Raw genomic sequence first — 17,836 nt, 5'->3', positions numbered from 1 at the left:
GCTGGCAATCGCCTTGTTCGCCAGTGGCGAGGGTGGGCGAAGATGGTAAACAGGTTCTCAGAGCACGTAACGCAGTATCGCCACGTAATGCAGCAGGCTGCCGGCCATGACGAACAGGTGCCAGATGCCGTGCCAGTGGCGAAAGCGGCTGTCGTAGGCGAAGAAGATGATGCCCACCGTGTACAGCACGCCGCCGCTGGCCAGCCAGATGAAGCCGTTGCGGCCGAGGGCGGCGAGCAGCGGGTCGATGGCCACCAGCACGATCCAGCCCATCACCGCGTAGATGACGAGGGACAGCACGCGTGCCTCCGAACGCGGCTTGATCTCCTGCAGCATGCCGATTACGGCCAGACCCCAGACGATGCCGAACAGCCACCAGCCCCAGGGGCCGTGCAGGGTGACCAGGCAGAAAGGCGTGTAGCTGCCGGCGATCAGCAGGTAGATGGACAGGTGGTCGAGCTTGCGCATCACCAGCTTTTTCGGCCCGCGCAGGCTGTGGTAGAGCGTGGAGATGCTGTACAGCAGGACCAGGGCCAGGCCGTAGATGGCCACGCTGAGGATCTTGCGTGGCTCACCGTCCAGGCTCGCCAGCACCAGCAGCCAGATGGCGCCGAAGGCGGCCAGCAGCGCGCCGATCAGGTGAGTCCAGGCGTTGAATTTTTCCCCGTGATACATGTGTTGCGACCTCGAACCGCGGTGACTGTGGGCTGGCAGGCAGGGCCAGCCGCGGCACTATACGGAATTCAAGTGTACGGCTGTACTCCGAATTGCTGCGGTAACCGTCCCGACCGCCGCTCAGCTGTTGCTGGCGTGCCTGGCGCCTGCTACCCAGCCTTGCAGGTCGGCGGCCGGACCGGGTTTGGCGAACAGGTAGCCCTGGTACAGCGAGCAACCCGACTGCAGCAAAGTATCCCGCTGCTCGACGGTTTCCACGCCCTCGGCGATCACTTGCAGATCCAGGCTCTGCCCCAGGGCGACGATGGTGCGCACGATGGCGGCGTCGTTGGCATCGCTGAGCAGATCGCGGACGAAGCAGCGGTCAATCTTCAGGCGGCTGAGGGGCAGGCGCTTGAGGTAGCCGAGCGAGGAGTAACCGGTGCCGAAGTCGTCGAGGGAGAAGCGTACGCCGTGGCTTTGCAACTGCAGCATGCGGCGGATCATTTCCTCGATGTCGGCGGCCAGATGGCTCTCGGTCAGCTCCAGCTCCAGGCGCTCGGGGTTGGCCCCGGTTTCCGCGAGGATGGCCAGCACGTCGGCGACGAAGCCGGGGTGGTGCAACTGGCGGGCGCTGACGTTGACCGCCAGGGGCAGCTCGGCCAGCGCCGGGTCGTTGCTCCAGGCCACCAGCTGACGGCAGGCGGTCTGCAGGATCCAGCGTCCCAGGGGGAGGATCAGGTCGGTACTTTCGGCCACCGGGATGAACTCGCCCGGTGGAATCAGCCCGTGTTGCGGATGCTGCCAGCGCACCAGGGCCTCGGCGCCGATCAGCTGACCGTGCTGGTCGACCTGGGGTTGGTAGTGCAGCAGGAACTGCTGTTCGGCAATGCCGTGGCGCATGTCGGTTTCCAGGCGAATGCGCGCCATGGCCGCGATCTGCATCTGCTGGTTGAAGAAACGCAGCGCATTGCGCCCGGCGGCCTTGGCTTCGTACATGGCCAGGTCGGCGCGCTTGAGCAGTTCTTCCACCGTACTGTGGGTGTCGGAGAACAGCGCGACGCCGATGCTCGCCGTGCTGGTGTGTTGGTGGCCCTGCAGGTCATAGGGCACGGCCAGGCTGGTCAACAGCTTGCTGCCGACGGCTTCGATCTCTATCAGGGCTTGCGCCGAATCGGTCGACAGTCGCTCCAGCATCAGCACGAATTCATCGCCACCCAGGCGCGCCAGGCTGTCCTCTTCGCGGATCTGGCTGCGCAGGCGCAGGGCCACCTGTTGCAGAAGCAAATCGCCCATGGCGTGGCCGAGGGTGTCGTTGAGGGTCTTGAAGTTGTCCAGGTCGATGAACAGCAGGGCGCCTTCCTGGCCGGTGCGGGCGTGGTAGGCCAGGGCGTGCTGCAGGCGGTCTTGTAGCAGGCGCCGATTGGGCAGGCCGGTGAGCGAGTCGAAGAAGGCCAACTGGTGGATCTGTTCGAGGTTGCGCTTGTGCTCGGTGATGTCGGTGGAGATGCCGCAGAGCGCATAGATGCTGCCGTCCGGGCGGCGCAGCGGGAGTTTCACCGAGAGGTAGGCATTCTCGCAATGGCCGTCGAGACTGCGATTGATCTCTTCGAGCTGCACCCGCTCGCCCTGCTGCAGGACGCGCAGGTCGTTGTTGCGCAGGTTGTTGACGGTGGCTTCATCGAAAAAACTGCTGTCGGTCTGCCCCAGCACCTGCTCACGCGGTTGGCCGAACAGCTCGCAGATCTTCTGGTTGACGTACTGGTAACGCAGTTGCGGGTCCTTGATGTAGATGTAGGCCTCGACGCTGTCGAGGATGGTGTTCAGGCGTAATTCGTTGGCACTCAGGTCGCGGGTCTGCCGGGCCACCTGGCGGCGCAGCACAATGGCTCCGCCGAGGGTCAGCAGCAGCAGGCTGGCCAGGGTGACCAGGGCCCACCACAAACTCGCTGGAATGTTCAGCTGTGGCGGTTCGCTGCCCCAGCGCTGGATGATCTGGTAGTAGGGTGAGTCGGTCTGCTCCTGCCAGGTCTGCAGGTGGCCGTCGATGACTGTCAGCAGGTCGGCGTTCTGGCCTTTGCGGGTGGCAAAGAACAGGCGCGCCGGCTGGAACATGATCGGCGTGCTGTGCAGGCCGAAGCGCTCGGCGTTGTAGTCACCGAAGCGCTGGTTGGCGACCGCGGCATCGGCGTTGCCTCTGGCGACCAGTTCGAAGCCTTGCTGCAGGCTCTGCACGGGCAGCAGTTCGGCACGCAGGCCAAAGCTGTCGAGCAGCGTGTGCAGATAGGTTTCCTGTACCGAACCGGCCAGCACCGCGATGCGCCGGCCATTGAGGTCGAGTTGGGAATTCAGGCGCAGGTCCTGCTGGCTGTAAATCTGCGACCAACTGAAGAGGGCCGGTAGTTTGTGGAAGTCGAAGATCTGCGCGCGCTCATCGTTCCAGGCAACATCCGGCATCAGGTCGATCTGCCCGCTGCGGGTCAGCTCCAGGCACTGCTGCCACTCGCAGGCAACCGGTTGCAGCTGCCAGTCTTCGTGGCGGGCGATCTCGCCTAGCAGATCACCGAAGATGCCGGACAGCTGGCCATCTCGGCCGAGCATGATCTTCGGCTCGTTGGCATACACGCCGACCTTGATGTTGCGCTGCTCCGCCACCGCGGGGCTGGCAAGCAAAACGCTACAAATAAGCAGAAGAAGGGGCCAGGGACGGTACTGCATGGGCGCAATGACTTCGATCCGTTGAAGATAGAGCAACGATAGGTCGAAACGCCGGCTTTGGCTCGTTTGTTATCCCGTGGCAGCGCAGCAGGCTATGAGGCAGGTTGCCGCGACGTATGGCAGGTCGCTGCATTAGTGCTGCAAGGCGGTCTTGAGGCTTTCGGCGAGCTGTTGCAGCTAGTCGCCAGTGCTGTGCGGATGGGCCTGGATGATCAGCAGGGCTGCCGGGCCGTCACCCGCAGGTGGCGGCCCGCCCCCTTCATTTGGTCATCGGGTTGTTATAGCTGTGCTTCTCGTGGCGCACGGTGGCCCAGATGGCGAAGACCGTCAGGGCCGCCGCTACCGCCAGGATGAAGCCCATCACGGCGGGTTTGTCGGCATAGGTGAAAACGCTGCTGGCACCTTCCCAGCTGCTAATCGGACTGCTCATGGTGTTTCTCCCAGGTAGAGCGCGCGGCTTATGCCGCGCGCGGCGTTGTTGCTTGATGCTTGTTCAGGATCTTTTTGAGCTAGAGCCAGGCAAGGCGAAGTTGGGCGAGGGCGCGGAGTTTACGAGCTGTAAATGAGCAGTACTCGTTTCACTCGCCCTTCGGGCCGCGCTAAAGCGCGTTAGCCGCAAGCGGCTTGCCGAGCCCAACTTCAACGCAGCATGGCCGACGATCAAAAGGTCCTAGGCGGTTTTGGCTTCACCGACAGCGACTTCGCTGGCTACAGGCGCGCTGGTGACGGTGACACTGGCGCCGGTCAGCGCCCATTCCGGGTAGGCCTTGGCCGGTACTTCGACCAGATCCAGGCCGCGTTCTTCTGCATGTGCCGGAACGCGCAGGACCCCCAGCTTCTTCAGCAGCAGAGAGATCAGGTAGCCCGGGATGAAGCCCAGCAGGGCCAGCACCACGGCGCCACCGGCCTGACCGAGGAAGTTCACCGGTGGTACGCCTTCCCCCATGTTCGGGTAGCCGGCGATGAAGATGCCGCTGATCACGATGCCGGCGAAACCACCGAAGCCGTGTACGGCGAAGGCACCCACGGCGTCATCGATGCCGCGCTTGACCAGGAACTTCTGCACCAGCGGCGCGGCAGCGGCCACGCCCATGCCGATCACGTAGGCGAACGGTGGGTAGTAGACGTCCAGGCCAGGGGCCACGGAGATGATGCCGATCAGCCCGCCGGACATCATCCAGAACGGCTCGCGGGTAGTCAGGTAGGCACCGATCAGGCCGCCGGCAAAACCCATCAGGGTGTTGAAGGCGAAGGCGGAGAGGGTGGTCGGCTGGCCGTAGATGTTGGTCCACTGGCCGCCGATGTTGTAGATGATGCAGCCGCCGAGGAAGCCGAAGAAACCGACGATCACCAGCATCAGGCCGATCACGCTCATCGGCATGCTGTGGCCGACGATTTCGTTGGCGCTGCCATCGGCATTGAAGCGACCGATACGGGCGCCGACGTTGATCAGCACGCCGAGGGTGAAGAAGCCGGCGATGGTGTGCACGCAACCGGCCGCACCAACGTCATGGAAACCCCACTCGGTGGTCAGCCAGCCGGCCGGGTGCCAGCTCCAGGCCGCGCCGAGAATCCACACGCCGGAGCCGAGGATAATGGCGAGGATGATGAAGGCGCTCATGCGGGTGCGCTCGATCAGCGCGCCGGACATGATCGAGGCCGTGGTGGCAGCGAACAGGGCGAAGGCCGCCCAGAAGATGCCGGTGGCGTTGTCCTTGATGTTCGGCCCCATGCTGCCGCTCCACGGCAGGCTGGCGGCGGCGCCTTCCAGATTCGGCACGATGCCGGTGGCGAAGCCGTTGTAGATCCACCAGCCGAAGAAGAAAAAGGTCGGCACGATGAAGGCGAAGGCGAGGATGTTCTTCACCCCGGCGGTCAGCACGTTCTTCAGGCGCGAGGCGCCGATTTCGTAGGAGAGGAAGCCGGCGTGGATGACGACCATCAGGGCGATACACCACCAATAGAAGATTTCCATATTGATGGTGTCGGACATCCGGATGAGCTGGTGCAGCTCCTCCAGGGTTGGGGTGGCCTGTTCCATGTGCTGAATCCTCGCTGCAATTTTTAGAAGTAGGTTCTGTTCGGCAGATCGAGAGGTAGGGCGTAGCCAGGCGGTTCGTATAGTTATCGTGGGTTATGAATAAGCGCCTTTGACCAAAGAGCAAGGCTTGTGCCACTCGTCTTGCAAGGCTCTAGTCCGGTGCTTTCGCGATTCTTATGACGCGTTGGCGAGAAATTCGCCCCGTTTCTGTTCAGCATCTGCGGCGCACGCCAGATATTGGGTCGGATAGCCGTCTGCTTCTCGAAGGGGGATGAGGAGGGGGCCTTCGCAGAGAGCAGGGGGCGCTAGTTGCAGTCGTTTGGTAGCCGCAGCGACGGCGCTCGATCTGGATATGGGCGTTGCGAGGCGCGGGTGGGTGGCGTGCCTGTCATGCTCCAGCAGCCTGTGCCGGGTTCAAGGGCAGGTCGGCGTAGACAGTCCTGCGGCTAGCCACAGGGGCAGAGCAGGTGGGTGCGTGGGGCGGTGATACTCAGTGATCGGCTACTTGCACAGCACGATCATGGTGCGACTGGAGAACCCGGCCGGGTTGAGGCCGAAGACGAAATCCGCAGGATCATCTTCACCGCTTTCACTGCCGGCTTTGGCCATGACCTTGTAGCCTTTGCGGCCGCAGGCGATGGTGGCTTTCTTCTCGCACTGCTCCCAGTCTGAGGTCAGTCCGGAGCAATTGATATGCAGGCCTTTGCGTCCCTTCTTCTCATAGGTCTTGGCAGTGGCAGAGCAGCCGGCAAGCGCCAGCACAACGATTAGCAGCACAAGCCTGTTCATGAGGGTCCCCGGTTGGCTTGTCTGTTTCTGGCGTGCCGTGGCCCGCCATCCCCTTTTGCAATGGTTCAGCCGTGGCGCAGTTCGTTGTGTGTGGTGACTGCGTTGCACCCTGGTTGGCCAGGTCAGCTAAACGATTGAGAAATATCACAAAGCCAGGGGAACTGGCGAGATAAAAAAGGTGTCGGGGCGCTTACGGAGGGGCGGGTCATGGCCGTACTGCGTTCGCTCAGTCCGGGGCGGGCCAGAAGCCTTGTTCTTCAGGTGACAAAAAAAGTCAGTTTAGGGCGTAGTGCTGGTTTCGGTATTGGCAGTATTTCTTCGCAAGCCCGCATTCTGCGGGCTTGCAGCGCTGGCATGCTTCTGGCTATCTATCAGGTACTTGCTGGCAGACTGCCAGTAACTTCTGGCTGCTCAGGGAAATCGGATGTCATGAACAGTGCTGAACCTAAAGTGATTCATCTGCGCGAGCGCGATGCGGAAGGGGCATTGGAGCGCCTCAACCGCATCACCGGCTTGCGCTTTGCGCGTTGGCCACAATCGCTGGCGCCCTTGGCCCGCCAGGTTGCTGCCGAGGAAGCGGCAGGCCAGGAGCTCGAAGCCGTCGAACGCAATGTGGAGAGTGCCTGACCCGCAAAATGAAAACCCCGCGTCTGGGCGCGGGGGCGGAGTGGGCAGCTAGGGCGGTTCAGGCGGTGGCTTGGCGGGTATCGCTGTTGAGCAGTTCAACCGCCTGCACGAACAGTTCTTCGACCACCAGGGTCTTGGCCGTTACGGCAGAGCGCAGGCGTACCTGCATGTTCTCGATCTTCTGTTTCACCGGCAGACGAGCCACGCCGGACAGCATGACCTTGTTGTGCACATTGACCTTGCCATGGTCTACCGCGACCTCGCGCTGCTGGCTGCCATCGTGGTAGCTGACGATCAGCGATACCGGCAGGTTGGCCAGCCCTGGCAGTTGCAGCCACACGGCCACGTTGAACTCTGCCACGCGGCCTTCGTACGGGGTGACACTGGTACGGGCGCTGTTGACGATGCTGGAAGGTACTGGGCCGATCAGCTTGTCGTGGGCTTGGGACATTAGGCGGGCTCCGCTTTGCTCTTTTAGGTGTTGGAGTGGAGCGATTATAGGGGCGTGCGGAACCGTGAAACTGTGCGCTCTGGCGCCGATGGCTGTGACCTTGCTCGCAGTTTCAGGCCAGGCGCAGCGGGTGGCGTACCACTGACGGAGTAGTCAGGTTCGCTGCCGGCAATTGCACCACGGCCTGATTGTTTACATTGGCCAGCTGCAGCCAGAGATTCTCGCCTTCGACGAACTGCCCGCCGGGCAACCACAGGCCATGGTGCCAGCCATTGCCGGGCGCCGGGGTGCTTTGCAGGACGCCGGGATGGGTCTGCGCGCTGGGCGTGCGGCGTAGCCAGACCGGGCGCGGCAGGCCCTTCAGGTAGCGCAGGCCCAGGTGCAGGCCCTCGCTGTTGAGGTGGCGCCAGCGCACCACCGCCAGGCTGGGCGTGCCCTTGCTGGCCAATACCAGCACCAGTTGCCCGACGGGCAGCTGTCCGCCCTGGTCGGCATTGCAGTGCAGGCGTGCGCCGCCCGGGCTGGCGTCGAGCATTTGCGCCGGGCAGGCCTGAGGGCGTTTTTCCAGCAGTTGCGCATGAATATTGAGCAAGCCGATGACCAGGCTGCAATCGGCACTGAAATCGGCACGCGGGTGGCGCCGCTGTTGGCGGCCGAGCCAGTGCTGCTGCACCCGTTCGAGCAGTTCACGCTCGGCTGCAGTCTGCAGCGGAGCCGGTTCGTGCAGGGCAACCAGCAAGGCGCCCAACTCGAGGCGGCGCAGGTTGCGCGGATCGCTGTCCTGCGGCTGCTCCAGCGTCAGGCAGGGTTGCGCCAGGCTCAGGTCGACAGTTGCTGCCTCGCTGTCCTCATCCTCTTCCCAGGGCAGCAGGCTGGCCAGGCCTGCCAGGGGCGTCAGCGCACCGAACAGGGTGGGGCATTCGCCTTCGGCCAGATGAAAGGGGTTGCTCATGGCTAGCAGCAGGGTCTGCTGGTAGAGCCCGCGTAGCGTAGCGGCGGGTGTCGGCTGGAAGGCGGCGGCGACATGCTCGTCGAGGCAGCCCTGATGCTCTCCGATCCAGTAGAGCAGGTGGCTGTCACGCCACAGCCCTTCTGGTGGCTCCTGATACAACTGGTAATGGCGCATCAGGGTCTGGGCAATGAAGTGCTCGGCCATGTACAGGCACCAGGCCAGGTGCGGGCGCGAAGGATGGCGCCCCTGGAGGATCTGCAGCAGCAGGCGTTTGAAGCCGATTGCCAGCTCGTTGCATAGGCGCACGAACAACGTCGATGGTGCGCTGCTGCCGGCATAGCGGGCGGCGTAGTGGCGGTATTCTTCGCTGAAGCTTTGCAGGGCGCGCTGCCTTTCAAGTAAGGTCATGGCGCTGCGATTGAGCTGGAACAGCAGGGTCAGCGCCTGCTGCAAGGCGTTTTCCGCAGACTGCTGGCGGGCTGCCGCCAATTGCTCGCCGAGGTCGGCCAGCGGCAGGACATCCTCTTCGCGGATCTCCGGTACTTCGAGGCGCAAGGCGTCCAGTGTCATATCAACCCTGTGTGCACGAGGATCGAATGCATGGGAATGCGGCTCCAGTTTATGGTGGGAATTCTGACCGGTCTTCTGTTGGCCGGCTGCGCCGAGGACTTGGGCGTCGATCAGCATGGACGAAAGGTAACGGCTGAACAACTGGATGGCCAGTGGTTAGTGATTAATTACTGGGCCGAGTGGTGCGGGCCTTGTCGTACCGAGATCCCGCAGTTGAACCGCCTTGCCGAACAGACGCAGGGGCGTGCTGTGCGGGTGCTGGGGGTTAACTTCGATGCCCTGCAAGGCGATGCCTTGAACAAGGCAGTGGCTGGGCTGGGTATTCGTTTCACGGTGTTGGCGCAGGACCCGGCAGCACGTTATCAGTTGCCGCGAAACGATGTGCTGCCAGTAACTTATATTGTCGATGACCAAGGTCGTGTGCGCGAACGCCTGCTCGGTGAGCAGAGCGCCGCCGGGCTGCTGGCGCGACTCACTGAACTGCAAGGCAAGGAGTAGCACGATGGCGCGTATCTGCATGCATGGCTATGTCAGTGGCAAGGTGCAGGGTGTGTATTTTCGCCAGTCCACTTGCGCCGAGGCCGAGCGCCTCGATCTGGATGGCTGGGTGCGCAACCTGGACGATGGTCGGGTCGAGGTACTCGTTGAAGGTGAGGAAGGCGCGGTGCGCGAGTTGGCCGGCTGGCTCGAACAGGGGCCGGAGCAAGCGCAGGTCAGTGAGGTCGAGCTGCAGGAACATGCCCTGCAGGGGGTTGCCGGTTTCATCGCGCGCCGCTGAGCGCAGTTTGCTGCGCTTGGCTTGAGCTTCAGAGCCTGTTTCGGATCTTTTGAGCTAGAGCCAGGCAAGGCGAGATGGGGCGAGGGCGCGGAGTTTACAAGCCGTAAATGAGCAGTACTCGTTGCACTCGCCCTGCGGGCCGCGCTGAAGCGCGTTAGTCGAAAGCGACTTGCCGAGCCCACTTGACCAGCCTTCGGCTGTTACTGCGTTGCAACGCAGCATGGCCGACGATCAAGAGATCCGAGGCAGGTTCTCAGTCGCTGCCGGGGTCGGCAACCAAGCGCCCGGCGTCTTTCATCAGCTTGCCGAGAAACTCCTGCTGCAGCTCCGGATCGTTGCGGGTCAGCTCGATCAGGCTCTGCTCCAGTTCGCTGGCTTCTTCTTCCAGGCCCAGGTCGGACAGGCGCTTGACCCGGTGCACCCACTGCGCCACTTCGTCGTCTTCCAGGTCGTCGTAGATCAGATGGTGGGCTTCCTGCAGCTTGCCGCGCAGGGTACGGCTGACCAGCAGGCTGGCATCGGCACGGGTGTTATCCAGTGGGTCTTCCACGCTCAGCAGCAGGGTACCGATGCGGCTCGCGTCTTCTTCGGCAAACGGGTCGTCGAGCAGGTTGAGGCGCAGCACACCATTGCGGTCGGTGCTCAGCTCATGGGTGGTTTCACCGGCCTTGACCAGCACCGGGCGCTCGATCCAGGGCAGGCTCGAGTAGTCCATGCGCTTGTCCAGCTGGCGCTCGTCGAGGCTGGCCAGATTCTGTTGCGAACGGCCATTGGACTCGACGTTCAGCGCCGGGTTGAGGCCGGCAAAGCCGTAGCTGATCCAGTCCTTGGTCGCGCTGTCGGGCAGGCGACCGAGCATGATCACGTTGAGCACGTTGGCGCCGACGCCGGCGACTACCGCGACTGCCCCCAGTGGCACTTCATAGAGTTCGCGCCAGGGCTGGTAGGGGGTATAGCGGTCATAGCGGCGGGTGACTTCGAATTCGGTGACTTCGAAGGTCTTCTGCTCCTGCACGCGTACCCGCCGCTGTGGCAGCTCGAGTACGCGCGGCTCGCCGACCTCGATCTGCAGGCTGTGGTCGAGCAGTCTGCGCTCGAAGCGTTCCTCCTGCTCACTGCGTTGTGGCAGATGGTTGGCGCAGCCCACCAGGAGGAGGGCGCCAGCCAGGGAGGCGCCGAGGCGCAGGGTGCTTCGCTTGAACATGATGGCTCTTGTTGACTGCCTGGATTAACGACCGGTACGGGCCTTGATGAACGACAGGATGTCTGCGGCGGAGACGGGCTGCGCTTCGGCATCGCGACGGTTTTTGTACTCGAGGTTGCCTTCGGCCAGACCGCGATCGCTGACCACGATGCGATGCGGGATGCCGATCAGCTCCATGTCGGCGAACTTCACCCCGGGGCTGGTCTTCTTGTCGCGGTCATCCAGCAGCACTTCATAGCCGGCTGCCGTCAGTTCGGCGTATAGCTTGTCGGTGGCTTCGCGCACGGCTTCGTTATCGTACTTCATCGGTACCAGGGCAATCTGGAACGGCGCGAGGGCGTCGCTCCAGAGGATGCCGCGCTCGTCCCAGTTCTGCTCGATGGCGGCCGCCACCACGCGCGAGACGCCGATGCCGTAGCAACCCATGGTCAGGGTGATCGGCTTGCCGCCTTCACCCAGTACCTTGCAACCCAGGGCTTCGCTGTACTTGGTGCCGAGCTGGAAGATGTGCCCGACTTCGATGCCGCGCTTGATCACCAGAGTGCCTTGGCCATCCGGGCTCGGGTCGCCGGCCACCACGTTGCGCAGGTCGGCGATGGCTGGCAGCGGCAGGTCGCGTTCCCAGTTGACGCCGAAGTAGTGCTTGTCGTCGATGTTGGCACCGATCACGAAATCGCTCATCAGCGCTACGGAACGGTCGATGATGCACGGTAGCGCCAGGTTCAGCGGGCCGAGGGAGCCGGCGCCGGCACCGATGGCGGCGCGCAGTTCGGCTTCCGAGGCGAATACCAGCGGGCTGGCGACCAGTTCGTGGTTGGCAGCCTTGATCTCGTTCAGTTCATGGTCGCCACGGACGATCAGGGCGACCAGCTTGCCTTCTTCGGCAGCATGCACGACCAGGGTCTTGACGGTCTTGTCGATGGCCAGGCTGAACTGGTTGACCAGTTCTTCGATGGTCTTGGCGTTCGGCGTATCGACCAGGCGCAGCTCTTCGCTGGCGGCGGCACGACTGGTTTCGCGCGGGACAGCTTCGGCCTTTTCGATGTTGGCGGCGTAATCGGAAACATCGCTGAAGGCGATATCGTCTTCACCGGACTCGGCCAGCACATGGAATTCGTGGGAGCCGGTGCCGCCGATCGAGCCGGTATCGGCCTGTACTGGGCGGAAGTTCAGGCCCAGGCGGCTGAATACGTTGCAGTACGCCTGGTGCATGCGGTCGTAGGTCTGCTGCAGCGAGGCTTGGTCGAGGTGGAAGGAGTAGGCGTCCTTCATCAGGAACTCGCGGCCACGCATCAGACCGAAGCGCGGACGGATTTCGTCGCGGAATTTGGTCTGGATCTGGTACAGGTTGATCGGCAGCTGCTTGTAGCTGTTCAGCTCATTGCGCGCCAGGTCGGTGATCACTTCTTCATGGGTCGGGCCGACACAGAACTCGCGGCCATGGCGGTCCTTGATGCGCAGCAACTCGGGACCATACTGTTCCCAGCGCCCCGACTCCTGCCACAGCTCGGCGGGCTGGATGGCTGGCATCAGCACTTCCAGGGCACCGGCGGCGTTCATTTCTTCGCGCACGATGGCCTCGGCCTTGCGCAGCACGCGCAACCCCATCGGCAGCCAGGTGTAGAGACCGGATGCCAGCTTGCGGATCATGCCCGCGCGCAGCATCAGCTGGTGGCTGATCACCACGGCGTCGGAAGGGGTTTCTTTGAGGGTCGAGAGCAGGTACTGACTGGTACGCATGTTTGGCCGTTCTGTCGGTTGCGAGGGCAAAGAATGACTCGGCATTGTACGGGGACAGTCCTGTGGCGTACAGGATCAGACCGGGAGTTGAAGGTGGCAGAGTTGACCGCTGAGCAGGTGCAAGCGCTGATTCGCGCCGGGGTACCGATGGCTGAGGATATCGATCTGCGGATTGATCACCTGGATACGGGGCGGGCGGTGGCCAGGGTGCCGTTCCACGGCAAGCTGGTGCGTCCAGGAGGCACGCTGTCCGGGCCGACCATCATGTCGCTGGCCGATGCGGCCATGTATGCGGTGGTGCTGGGGCGTCTGGGGCGGGTGGAAATGGCGGTAACGGCCAATCTGAACATCAACTTTCTGGCCAAGCCGAAACCGGTGGATCTGCTGGCCGAGGCGCGAATCCTGCGGCTGTCAAAGCGTCAGGCGGTGTGCGAGGTGCAGTTGTATTCGCTAGGCGCGGAGGAGGAGTTGGTGGCGCATGTCACTGGGACTTATGCATTACCGCTGCAATAAAAAACCCCGGCCTAAGCCGGGGTTTCTTGCGTTGGTGCTGTAGGCGCTAGCGCTTACAGGACATCCAGCGGGTAGTCCATGATCACGCGGAACTCGTGCAGATCGCCTTCTGCCTGATCGTCGTTGGCGTAGTGGAACGCCTGACGGAGGCGGATGGACAGATCCTTGGCCGCGCCTTCCTGGATAACATATTTGATGTCCAGGTCGGTTTCTTGGTGCTCACCGTCCTCGCCTTGCAGGCCAGCATAACCGCCATTGACATCGGCATCGGTGCCGTCGATGTCGTAGCCTTCAACGTAAGTTACCATTGTGGTCAGGCCAGGAACGCCCAGGTCAGACCAGTCATAGGTGTAACCTACACGCCAGGACTTCTCGTTGGCGCCGTTGAAGTCGGAGTATTGCATGGAGTTGGACAGGAAGATCGAGTCGCCACCAACGTAGTCGAACGGGGTGTCGCCATCCACTTCCTGGTAAGCAGCGAGGAAGCTGTGGCCGCCCAGGGCGTATACGGCTGCCAGGCTGAAAGTGGTGTTGTCGACTTCACCCTGCAGGGAGTCGCCGGTATCGCTGGTGTCATAAATGTTCAGGTCGAAGGTCAGGCTCTGGCCTTCGCTGATCGGCAGGGCCCAGTTGGTGTTCACGTAGTACTGGTTCCAGGTTTCTTCGAACTTGGAGCCGTACAGGGTGACGCTCAGATTGTCGGTGAAGCTGTAGCTACCACCCAGGTAGCCGATGCTGTCGCCGATTTCACCAGCACCGTAGTTGATCAGCAGCTCATCGTCGCTGTTGGTCGAGGCACGGTTGTTGTAAGCGGTGAAGTAGCCACCCTCCAGGGAGAGGTTTTCGATCTCTTCGCTGGTTACGTTGAAACCGGTAGCGGTTTCCGGCAGCAGGCGGCTGTGGGAAGTAGCGAAGACCGGAGCGCCAGTGCGCATTTCACCGTACTTCAGTACCGAATTGGAAATGCGTGCTTTGACCGAACCGCCGGCTTCGCCGTAGTTGTCCTGGGAGCCGCCTTCGGAGTTTGCCGGCAGCAGACCAGTACCGTCACGGCCCCTGCCGCTGTCCAGCTTGATGCCCATGTAGCCGTAAGCGTCAACGCCCACGCCAACGGTGCCCTGAGTGAAGCCCGAGGCGAACTCGGACATGAAGCCATGGGCCCATTCTTCTCTCATGTTCTGGCCAGGCGCGTTGTTCTTGAAGTCGCGCTGGAAGAAGTAGTTGCGGTTGCTCAGCACAAGGTCGCTGTCTTCGACGAAGCCCTTGGACTCGGATTGTGCGCTGGCGAAAGCCAGTTGGGTGGTACCGGCGGTTACGGCCAGGGCCAGTGCGCTCCACTTCATCACTTGCATTGTGATTGCTCCTTTGGTTTTGAAGAGTGCTGCTACCCATATATAGGTATATGGGCGGCTCTTTCTTTTTGTGTCGGCGCTAACTTATAGCACGACGAATTAGTTGGCGACAGTTGCCACTTATTCCCTACGCTTTATTTACGATGGTGTCGCAAAATCATATGCGCCGTGTCGCAATTTTGTAGGTTTCAGTCGCTTCGGTCATCAGCTTTTCGGCTCCTGAAAGGTCTGCAAATCCAATCGCTTAGGGCTCTTCTTCGAGACATTGCGAAGTGGTTTGGCAGTCCGATAGGCATCGAGTTTTGCCGAATGCAGGATGTATAGCAACATCCGTGCACAAAATGCGCGGTGCTGGAAAAAACTTGCCTGAGTGGCATGTTTTAGCGGCGCCCGGCTTCTGTTTCGGGCCTTCGCGGATGTGCGGCAGCTGTTGCGCTAGGGTGTTGCGCTGGCTGCCGTGTCGAGAAATTCGTTACCACCGCTTGATTCTGCAAGGAAAAAACTACCCGCAGGTAACGCTGGGTCGAATTTGCGTTGCGGTTGTGCACGGTAGTGGTGCGTTGGTGCGTTTCGCTGGAGCATGAGTGCGGGGTGCGCTCGAGGTCGGCTGGCGGCGGGCCACTCAACCTGGCTCGTGTGGCGCATGATGCTCGCTCACCGGAGCTAGTCGCGCTCAGCTCTGGAGCGCGGCGAAGGCTTGGTGACCTGTTCTTGTGCAAGTGCTGGGGGCTGCTTGGCGTGGAGCGCAGGATTGGGTTGGTTAACTGGGGTGACCTGCCGTTATCCTTTGTGTCTGTAGTGATGGTTTTTTGAATTTGAGGAAAGGTCTGATGTTTACCCTGGATTCACGCTTGCAGCAGGACACATTGCTGATTGGAGATTTCCCCCTTTGTCGCCTGCTGCTGATGAATGATGCCAGTTACCCCTGGTTCATCCTGGTGCCGCGGCGTGAGGCCGTGAGCGAGCTGTTCCAGCTCGATAACGCCGATCAACAGGCGCTCTGGCTGGAAACCACGCGCCTGGCAGAAACGCTCAAGGATGCCTTTGTCGCCGACAAGATGAATGTCGCGACATTGGGTAATGTGGTCAGTCAGCTGCATATGCATGTGATTGTGCGCCGGCGAGAGGATGCTGCCTGGCCTGCGCCGGTCTGGGGCAAGCATCCCGCCAAGGCTTACGAGCCTGAGCAGATCGCTGCTGTACGTGAGCGCCTGCGTCTGGTTTTGACGGAAGACTTCTGCTTTGCCGAGGGTTGATGCATGAATCTGGAACAGCGCATTGTCGAGTTGGAAAGCCGCCAGGCTTTTCAGGATGACACCATTGCCGCACTCAATGATGTTCTGGTTGAGCAGCAACGAATTGTCGAGCGCCTGCAATTGCAGTTGGCGGCTCTGGCCCGGCGCCAGGAGGAAATGCAGGGCCAGTTCGGCCTCGATGAAGGCGAGGCGCCGCCACCGCATTACTGATGCCCATAAAAAAGCCCGCGCAATGCGGGCTTTTTTATGGCTGTTGTCTTCAGCGGCGGCTGGGCAGCGCGGCAATAACGTCTTCTGCTTGCAGTCCCTTGTCACGCTGCATGACCGAGAACTCCACGCGCTGGCCTTCGACCAGGATGCGGTGACCTTCGCCACGGATGGCGCGGAAGTGCACGAAGATATCTTCGCCCATGTCGCGGGAAATGAAGCCGAAGCCTTTGGAGGTGTTGAACCACTTTACGGTGCCGGTTTCGCGGTTACCCAGGTCCTGGGGAATGGCTGCCGAGCGCTTCTGGCGCAGCTTGCAGTGGATGCCAAGGTTCAGCGCCGCGGCCAGGGCGGCGGCGATCAGGCTGAGCAGGATTGCCGGTTGACCGCTTACCAGTGGCAGTGGAGCCAGCAGAACCAGGGCTTGAAGCAGTACGGCGAGTACCAGCAGGACGGAAACCAGAGTCTGCAGCTGATTGCGAATGCCGGGTTGGCGGATTGTCAGCAGGGGAGCGACAAGCAGGTTGCTCAGGCCGAGAAGGGCGAGGTACAGCGCGTCAGCTTGTTGCAGATAGGGTAGGGCTTCAGGGTGCAGGCTGGGAATGAAGGAGAGCAGCAGGGCGGTGACGCCCGTAAACAGGTGGACAATCTTCAACATGTTCAATGAACTCACTGTTAAACGCTGGCAAAAAAGGACGAGCGAAGTGTTGCGCGGTGCCCGGGTATTGAGTGGGCAGGGGTGAAGCGGGGGTGTCCCGCCTATGTTGCGACCGCTCAGGGCCGTGCAACACGGGCGTATTTAACCGCAAAGCGGATGGCTACTCAAATCATGCGCTTAGCGCAGTTTCCGGGGTGGCGGGGTGGATCTGGTTGCGGCCATTGCGTTTGGCCTGGTAGAGGGCGTCGTCGGCTCTGGTCAGCAGGCTTTCGAAGGTGTCGCTGTTGTTCGCCAGGGCCAGGCCAAAGGAGGCGGTGACCGTGTCGAGAATCTTGTCGGTGCTGCGTACCTTGATACGTAGTGCCTGAATTTTCAGGCGCAGTTGTTCGGCGAAGGCATGGGCGCTGTGCAGGTCGAAACAATCGCGCAGGATGACGCAAAATTCTTCGCCGCCGTAGCGAGCGGCTACCCCGCGAGGTGGCAGCAGGTCGCGCAGTAGCTGGCCGACATGCTGCAGGACTCGGTCACCAAGAGGGTGGCCGTACTGGTCGTTGAACAGCTTGAAGTGGTCGATGTCGAGCATGACCAAAGCCAGGCCGTGTTGGTCTGTGCTCAGCGCCTGTTCGAGCAGGCGGCTGAAAGCGTGGCGGTTGAAGACGTTGGTCAGGCTGTCCAGAGTCGCGGCCATGTGGGCTCGCTCCAGCTGGCTGCGCAGATGCTGGATCTCGGCTTGGGCGGCGCGCAGGCGGTAGAGGAATTTTTCCTGCTGCTCCTGCATTTCCTGGGTGCTTTGCTGCAGATCGCTGAGCACGTTGGGCAGGTCTTCGGTGACGGGCTCCTGCAGTGCGGCCAGGCCTAGAGTCAGGCTGTTCTGGTAATGCTGGCTGCCAGTCACGCTGTGCGACACATCGACTTCGATGTCATCGACCAGGTCCATTACTTGTTGCTGTCCGGCGCGGGCATCTTCGATTTCGCCGCGGATGATGAAATCGCGGAACAATTTCAGTGCGCTTTCCGGGGGGAAGCTGTCGAAGTCCTTGACGATCTTGTCCAGGCGACGATTTAGATCCGGCTCCAGGCCCCTGCTGTAGGTGTACCAGAGCGCGTAGTGCATGGGGTTCGGCGGAATATCGTGGCGCATCATGTGCGGCACGGCTTGTTTGAGCAGCGCCGCAGCTTCGCGGGTCTCTTCCGGGAATAGTTCGAGAATGGAAGGAGCTTTTGGCGGCTGGCTCATGCACGTCACTGTGGCGAGGTGGGCGAATAGGCAAAGATTAGATTAGACAGCGCGGTTGCGCCTGGCAAAAGGCCCGGTCTGACCGGGCC

The 17,836-nt window shown here is 61.8% G+C and carries 18 protein-coding genes and 1 pseudogene; 6 read left to right on the top strand and 13 right to left on the bottom strand.

Annotation, left to right across the window (positions count from 1 at the left end; all coding sequences use genetic code 11):
- Positions 1–57 precede the first annotated feature (57 nt).
- The 5 genes from trhA to LRS11_RS21015 form a co-directional block, all read right to left on the bottom strand.
- Positions 58–675, bottom strand: a complete 618-nt coding sequence (trhA, locus tag LRS11_RS21035) for a PAQR family membrane homeostasis protein TrhA (protein ID WP_260494766.1) — start codon at positions 673–675, stop codon at positions 58–60.
- A gap of 120 nt (positions 676–795) precedes the next feature.
- Positions 796–3,309 (bottom strand): EAL domain-containing protein, encoded by a 2,514-nt coding sequence (locus LRS11_RS21030; protein WP_260494765.1) that lies wholly within the window; start codon positions 3,307–3,309, stop codon positions 796–798.
- Positions 3,310–3,631: 322 nt separating this feature from the next.
- Complete coding sequence (locus LRS11_RS21025) at positions 3,632–3,802, bottom strand: hypothetical protein (protein WP_260494764.1); 171 nt, start codon at positions 3,800–3,802, stop codon at positions 3,632–3,634.
- 240 nt (positions 3,803–4,042) lie between these two features.
- A complete protein-coding gene (locus LRS11_RS21020; protein WP_260494763.1) occupies positions 4,043–5,413 on the bottom strand; it encodes an ammonium transporter in 1,371 nt (456 codons plus the stop codon).
- 501 nt (positions 5,414–5,914) lie between these two features.
- Positions 5,915–6,202 (bottom strand): hypothetical protein, encoded by a 288-nt coding sequence (locus LRS11_RS21015; RefSeq protein WP_260494762.1) that lies wholly within the window; start codon positions 6,200–6,202, stop codon positions 5,915–5,917.
- 429 nt (positions 6,203–6,631) lie between these two features.
- Between LRS11_RS21015 and LRS11_RS21010 the strand changes: the two genes are divergently transcribed.
- Positions 6,632–6,829, top strand: coding sequence for a hypothetical protein (locus LRS11_RS21010; protein ID WP_260496972.1), 198 nt, complete (start codon positions 6,632–6,634; stop codon positions 6,827–6,829).
- Between the two features lie 58 nt (positions 6,830–6,887).
- On the opposite strand, the gene LRS11_RS21005 is transcribed toward LRS11_RS21010, so the two are convergent.
- A complete protein-coding gene (locus tag LRS11_RS21005; RefSeq protein WP_260494761.1) occupies positions 6,888–7,280 on the bottom strand; it encodes a hypothetical protein in 393 nt (130 codons plus the stop codon).
- A gap of 112 nt (positions 7,281–7,392) precedes the next feature.
- Complete coding sequence (locus tag LRS11_RS21000; RefSeq protein WP_260494760.1) at positions 7,393–8,802, bottom strand: PilZ domain-containing protein; 1,410 nt, start codon at positions 8,800–8,802, stop codon at positions 7,393–7,395.
- Between the two features lie 30 nt (positions 8,803–8,832).
- Here LRS11_RS21000 and LRS11_RS20995 point away from each other — a divergent pair, with 30 nt between their 5' ends.
- Both LRS11_RS20995 and LRS11_RS20990 read left to right on the top strand, forming a co-directional pair.
- The gene (locus tag LRS11_RS20995; protein WP_409519760.1) at positions 8,833–9,300 is read left to right on the top strand and encodes a TlpA disulfide reductase family protein; all 468 of its coding nucleotides are present in this window, start codon (positions 8,833–8,835) and stop codon (positions 9,298–9,300) included.
- Between the two features lie 4 nt (positions 9,301–9,304).
- Positions 9,305–9,580: an acylphosphatase gene (locus tag LRS11_RS20990; RefSeq protein ID WP_260494759.1), complete on the top strand. Its 276-nt coding sequence runs from the start codon at positions 9,305–9,307 to the stop codon at positions 9,578–9,580.
- A 253-nt stretch (positions 9,581–9,833) separates the two neighbouring features.
- Here LRS11_RS20990 and LRS11_RS20985 read toward each other — a convergent pair whose 3' ends face one another.
- Complete coding sequence (locus LRS11_RS20985; RefSeq protein WP_260494758.1) at positions 9,834–10,784, bottom strand: hypothetical protein; 951 nt, start codon at positions 10,782–10,784, stop codon at positions 9,834–9,836.
- Between the two features lie 24 nt (positions 10,785–10,808).
- Positions 10,809–12,524, bottom strand: coding sequence for a proline--tRNA ligase (locus LRS11_RS20980; protein ID WP_260494757.1), 1,716 nt, complete (start codon positions 12,522–12,524; stop codon positions 10,809–10,811).
- Positions 12,525–12,626: 102 nt separating this feature from the next.
- Here LRS11_RS20980 and LRS11_RS20975 point away from each other — a divergent pair, with 102 nt between their 5' ends.
- Entirely contained in the window at positions 12,627–13,037 is a 411-nt protein-coding gene (locus tag LRS11_RS20975) for a PaaI family thioesterase (RefSeq protein WP_260496970.1), read from the top strand.
- Between the two features lie 53 nt (positions 13,038–13,090).
- Here LRS11_RS20975 and LRS11_RS20970 read toward each other — a convergent pair whose 3' ends face one another.
- Entirely contained in the window at positions 13,091–14,389 is a 1,299-nt protein-coding gene (locus LRS11_RS20970; protein ID WP_260494756.1) for an OprD family porin, read from the bottom strand.
- Positions 14,390–15,219: 830 nt separating this feature from the next.
- On the opposite strand from LRS11_RS20970, the gene LRS11_RS20965 reads away from it, so the two are divergent.
- Both LRS11_RS20965 and LRS11_RS20960 read left to right on the top strand, forming a co-directional pair.
- Entirely contained in the window at positions 15,220–15,645 is a 426-nt protein-coding gene (locus LRS11_RS20965) for an HIT family protein (protein WP_173208601.1), read from the top strand.
- A gap of 3 nt (positions 15,646–15,648) precedes the next feature.
- Entirely contained in the window at positions 15,649–15,855 is a 207-nt protein-coding gene (locus tag LRS11_RS20960; protein ID WP_173208600.1) for a SlyX family protein, read from the top strand.
- 49 nt (positions 15,856–15,904) lie between these two features.
- Here LRS11_RS20960 and LRS11_RS22610 read toward each other — a convergent pair whose 3' ends face one another.
- The 3 genes and pseudogenes from LRS11_RS22610 to LRS11_RS20950 form a co-directional block, all read right to left on the bottom strand.
- On the bottom strand, positions 15,905–16,129 hold the full coding sequence (locus LRS11_RS22610; protein WP_235983827.1) for a cold-shock protein: 225 nt from the start codon (positions 16,127–16,129) through the stop codon (positions 15,905–15,907).
- A 108-nt stretch (positions 16,130–16,237) separates the two neighbouring features.
- Positions 16,238–16,510, bottom strand: a pseudogene (locus LRS11_RS22605) (cold shock domain-containing protein membrane protein); the annotation flags it as partial.
- Positions 16,511–16,679: 169 nt separating this feature from the next.
- Positions 16,680–17,747, bottom strand: a complete 1,068-nt coding sequence (locus LRS11_RS20950) for a GGDEF domain-containing protein (RefSeq protein ID WP_260494754.1) — start codon at positions 17,745–17,747, stop codon at positions 16,680–16,682.
- Positions 17,748–17,836: the final 89 nt, after the last annotated feature.

The organism is Pseudomonas sp. J452 (assembly GCF_024666525.1).
Lineage (GTDB): Bacteria > Pseudomonadota > Gammaproteobacteria > Pseudomonadales > Pseudomonadaceae > Aquipseudomonas.
Note: the sequence above shows the minus strand (reverse complement) of the source record. Positions and strands in the feature narration are given on the sequence as shown.